The sequence below is a fragment of the Flavobacterium sp. genome, from assembly GCF_044368625.1.
Lineage (GTDB): Bacteria > Bacteroidota > Bacteroidia > Flavobacteriales > Flavobacteriaceae > Flavobacterium.
Window position 1 is genome coordinate 1 of sequence record NZ_JBIPPD010000379.1, and the last position, 3,846, is coordinate 3,846.

General features: G+C 54.4%; 5 protein-coding genes. 4 read left to right on the forward strand and 1 reads right to left on the reverse strand.

Annotated features, from left to right (window positions below; genetic code table 11):
• From ACIQ2X_RS17180 to ACIQ2X_RS17195, 4 genes are all read left to right on the forward strand, one after another.
• Positions 1–534, forward strand: a 534-nt coding sequence (locus ACIQ2X_RS17180; RefSeq protein ID WP_396180256.1) for a helix-turn-helix transcriptional regulator, incomplete at its 5' end; no start/stop codon positions are given.
• A 144-nt stretch (positions 535–678) separates the two neighbouring features.
• Complete coding sequence (locus ACIQ2X_RS17185; RefSeq protein WP_396180257.1) at positions 679–1,413, forward strand: SDR family oxidoreductase; 735 nt, start codon at positions 679–681, stop codon at positions 1,411–1,413.
• 138 nt (positions 1,414–1,551) lie between these two features.
• On the forward strand, positions 1,552–2,742 hold the full coding sequence (locus ACIQ2X_RS17190) for a cytochrome P450 (protein WP_396180258.1): 1,191 nt from the start codon (positions 1,552–1,554) through the stop codon (positions 2,740–2,742).
• Positions 2,742–2,909, forward strand: a complete 168-nt coding sequence (locus ACIQ2X_RS17195; RefSeq protein WP_396180259.1) for a rubredoxin — start codon at positions 2,742–2,744, stop codon at positions 2,907–2,909. Before ACIQ2X_RS17190 ends, ACIQ2X_RS17195 begins: the two co-directional genes overlap by 1 nt.
• A 60-nt stretch (positions 2,910–2,969) precedes the next feature.
• On the opposite strand, the gene ACIQ2X_RS17200 is transcribed toward ACIQ2X_RS17195, so the two are convergent.
• Positions 2,970–3,846, reverse strand: an 877-nt coding sequence (locus ACIQ2X_RS17200; RefSeq protein ID WP_396180260.1) for an AMP-binding protein, incomplete at its 5' end; no start/stop codon positions are given.

Consider the following 3,846-nt stretch of genomic DNA (forward strand, 5'->3'; position numbering starts at 1 on the left):
GGGGATCGCCATGTCATCAAGCGGTTGCTTGATCTGCTGTTCGACGAAGGTGATTATCTGACACGGAATGTTGCCGAGCATCTGGTTGATGCGTTTCTAGAAACGCTCTCTGAATATATTCGCAACGTTGATGTTGGACCGACCCATCGCAGAAGCGTTGTTGACAAGCGGCTGGCTGATATTGAGGCCTATATTGCGCGTAACTTGACCGATCCCGAGCTTAGCTACGACGAAGTAGCGCACAAATGCGGGATTTCGCCCCGTTATTTGTGCCATGTGCTCAAGGCTAAGAATACGTCCTTTTCCCATCTTCTCTGGAGCCAGCGATTGCCACGGGCACGGGACTGGCTGGCATCCGAGCCTCTGCGCGAATACCCGATACATGAGATTGCCTACATGGCAGGGTTTAAGAGTGCCGCGCATTTTAGCCGGATGTTCAAATCAGAATACGGGATGACGCCAAAGGAATATCGCACGTCACAGCTTGGCAATGCTTGCGCTGCCTTATCCACGAATACAGATATTGCTGCATGACACTGCGGGTTGCTTGGAGTTGAACTCGGCTTTGACCAGGGCAGTGCTTTGATCGCGTGCACTTGCGGATAGTGACGGGCGCAGGCACCACTATGGAATAACAAGCGCGTCGTTGGTGCATGCGAATAAGCAGAAAGGGATAGTATGGGCAGTCTCGAGGGCAAAGTCATTGGCATTAGTGGCGGCGCGCGTGGCATGGGCGCATCGGAAGCCCGCTTGTTCGTTGCGGAAGGTGCACGTGTCGTGATTGGCGATGTTCTGGATGTAGAGGGAGCCGCGCTGGCCAGCGAACTGGGCGATGCCGCCCGCTTCGTCAATCTTGATGTCAGTAAAGAGGCGGATTGGATTTCCTTCTTCGAGGTTGTCAGGCAAGAGTTCGGCCGGCTTGACGGGCTGGTGAACAATGCAGGTATTATGGTTCCAGGCGCCTTGGCAGACCTGACGCCAGAGCAGTACACGCGAACCTTCCAGATTAACCAGCTCGGGCCGCTGCTCGGGATCAAGCACGCTGCGCCGCTGATGCGGGCAGCGGGCGGCGGGTCGATTGTCAATCTCTCTTCAAGTGTTGCGGTGCGTCCGTTTGCCGGGATTGCGGCTTATGCCACGACTAAGTGGGCAATACGAGGGCTTACCAGGGTTGCGGCGCTGGAGTTGGTCAATGACAACATTCGAGTCAACGCCGTGCTGCCAGGATATATCCGCACACCCATGACGGAGGAGTTGGGGCCGGATATGGATGCCGTCGGGATTTCGCTTACCCCTACGAAACGCGCAGGAACTCCTGAAGAGGTTGCCCAACTGGTTCGCTTTCTTATCTCGGATGAAAGCGTCTACATCTCTGGCGCCGATTATGCGATTGATGGCGCATCAACCGCATGAAACATGAAGGCGCAGTGGTAGGGAAGATAATGGTCCACATTAGCCTTTCGCCTCGAACGGTCGATACTGGCACTGCTGTGAGCATTCGATTCCGATATGATCCGACTGATCAAGCTGATTGATAGGACTTCCGCGGCCATGAAAGTTTTTGAAATTCCATCGCATATCCCTGCCGATTTGGTGCGCGACTTTGACTTTGCAGACATGCGCGATGGCAGTGATGTATATGCACACTTTAAGTCGCTTCATGATGAGCCTGATATCTTCTTCACGCCGCGCCATGGCGGGCATTGGGTTGTGACCCGCTATGGCGACATGGAAGCTATCTTGATGGACAACATCGCGTTTTCCAGTCGACATCAGACAGTGCCGCCGATGCCAATCACGCTGACACTGATCGAATGGGATGGTGACCTGCATGCAGATGCACGCAAGGTTCTGGCTCCATTCTTCAGCCCCAAATCGGTCAGCAACCTCGAGGAGGTCGCCCGCAATCTCACAATCTCGTTGATTGAAGGTTTTTATGATCACGGTGAGTGCGACTTTGTGAAGGAATTCGCACTCAAGATGCCAATTATCATCGTCATGAGCCTCATGGGGCTTCCTGACGAAGATACCCCTTACCTAATGCAGATTTCTGAAGACATAGTCCGCTCTACTGATCCTGAAGTGCAAGGAGCGGCATTCCAGCGTGTCTTCGATTACATTGCGAACGATGTAATGCCTAAGCGCCGTGCAGCGCCAGGCAGCGACATATTTAGCGCAATCTTGGGGGCGAAGATTGAGAACGGCCGCCGTTTCACTGATGAGGAGATTATCAGTTTCGGCGCTGTGCTGATTGCCGCTGGACTAGATACCGTGGCATCGACCTTGGGATTTCTAACGAAATTCCTTGCCGAGAATCCCGCGCACCGTCAAACGCTGGTTGATGATCCGAGGATGATTAATAATGCTCTCGAAGAGATGATGCGCCGCTTTCACATTGCCAATATCGCACGCGTTGTTGCTCAGGATATGGAATACAATGGACTGACCTTCAAAGCGGGCGATCGTATCCTGATCCCAACGTCGGCCGCCGGAATTGACGAGAGCCGATATCCCGACCCATTCAGAGTGGACTTTGAACGGGGCGATAAGCGGACGCTGGTATTTGGTCGAGGACCGCACCAATGCATCGGCTCTTTCCTAGCCAGAACGGAGTTGCGGGTGTTCCTTCAAGAGTGGCTAAAGCGTATTCCCGATTTCAGTATCAAGCCTGGTGAGATACCAATCGCAGTGCCGGGGAAGGCCAACTGCTTGCGTTACTTGCCAATTGTCTGGCCGGTTTGATGTTGGAGCGGCACATTTGCAGCTTTTGCGGCTATGTTTACGATGAAGGCTATGGCGCTCCTGAGGATGGCATAGCAGCCGGTACGGCTTGGGGCGATGTGCCGGACGACTGGGTCTGCCCAGATTGCGGTAACGGTAAGGAGAGCTTTCAGCTGCAAGATTGGTGAGGTTGAGCGGCACTAGGCCTCCCACTCGGGCTGGCCCCTGATTGTTCTAAACGTGACAATTCAAGGTTTGCTCTCAACAAATCCAGCTTGACGAGCAGACGCGATTTTTTCGATGGGCCCGAGCGCTGCCGCAACGCGCCGCAATTCGTCCTTCCTCACCTTCCCAGCGGGCGTCTTCGGAAACTCCAAGACAATTTCCAAATGTTCGGGCGTTTTCTGCTGTGCTAGTCCCGCGCCAGCAAACAACGCCGTAACCTCTGCAAAGCCGACAGAGCATCCAGCGCGCGGAATGATAAAGGCACAGATTGCCTCGCCAGTCCGGTTACTAGGCATCGCGACCACCGAAGCTTCAGCGATCATGTCAGATGCGGTCAAGACATCTTCGATCTCTTTAGAACTGATATTTTCTCCCGCCCGGATGATCAGGTCTTTCGTCCGACCGGTGCAAACAATGTGATCACCCTCGACCATCCGAACAAGATCGCCCATCCGGAAAAAACCATCGGAATCGAAAGCGCTGTAGTTGTCTTCTGGGTCGGCATAGCCCAACATCATGCCAGGTCCGCGGACGCAAAGTTCACCCTCTGCCCCCGGCGGAACCGTAAGCCCGGTTGCGATGTCCACCACTTTGGCCTCGATCCCCCACAATCTGCCATCGGTTTCGGCACCTAAATGCGCGTCTGCCCGGCTTTCCGGTCCCCGCGTTAGCGTCGTCGTTTCAGTCGCGCCGAAAGTGCGCCATGCGATACAGTTTGGCAGTGCTCGAAGCGCCCGGTAGATCAGGGATGGAGGCACTGCGGCGCCGCCGCAGATATACTGAACGAGGCGGGGCAATGTTTCTCCACTCATCTCGACATGGTTGACTAGATCTTGAAGAAACGGGGTTGCGCCGATCATTACGCTGCAACCATGATGTTTTATAAGAGGAAATGCGGTA

Coding starts and splice junctions, on each gene's coding strand:
- ACIQ2X_RS17185 (WP_396180257.1), top strand. CDS start 679: ATGGGCAGTCTCGAGGGCAAAGTCATTGGCATTAGTGGCGGCGCGCGT.
- ACIQ2X_RS17190 (WP_396180258.1), top strand. CDS start 1,552: ATGAAAGTTTTTGAAATTCCATCGCATATCCCTGCCGATTTGGTGCGC.
- ACIQ2X_RS17195 (WP_396180259.1), top strand. CDS start 2,742: ATGTTGGAGCGGCACATTTGCAGCTTTTGCGGCTATGTTTACGATGAA.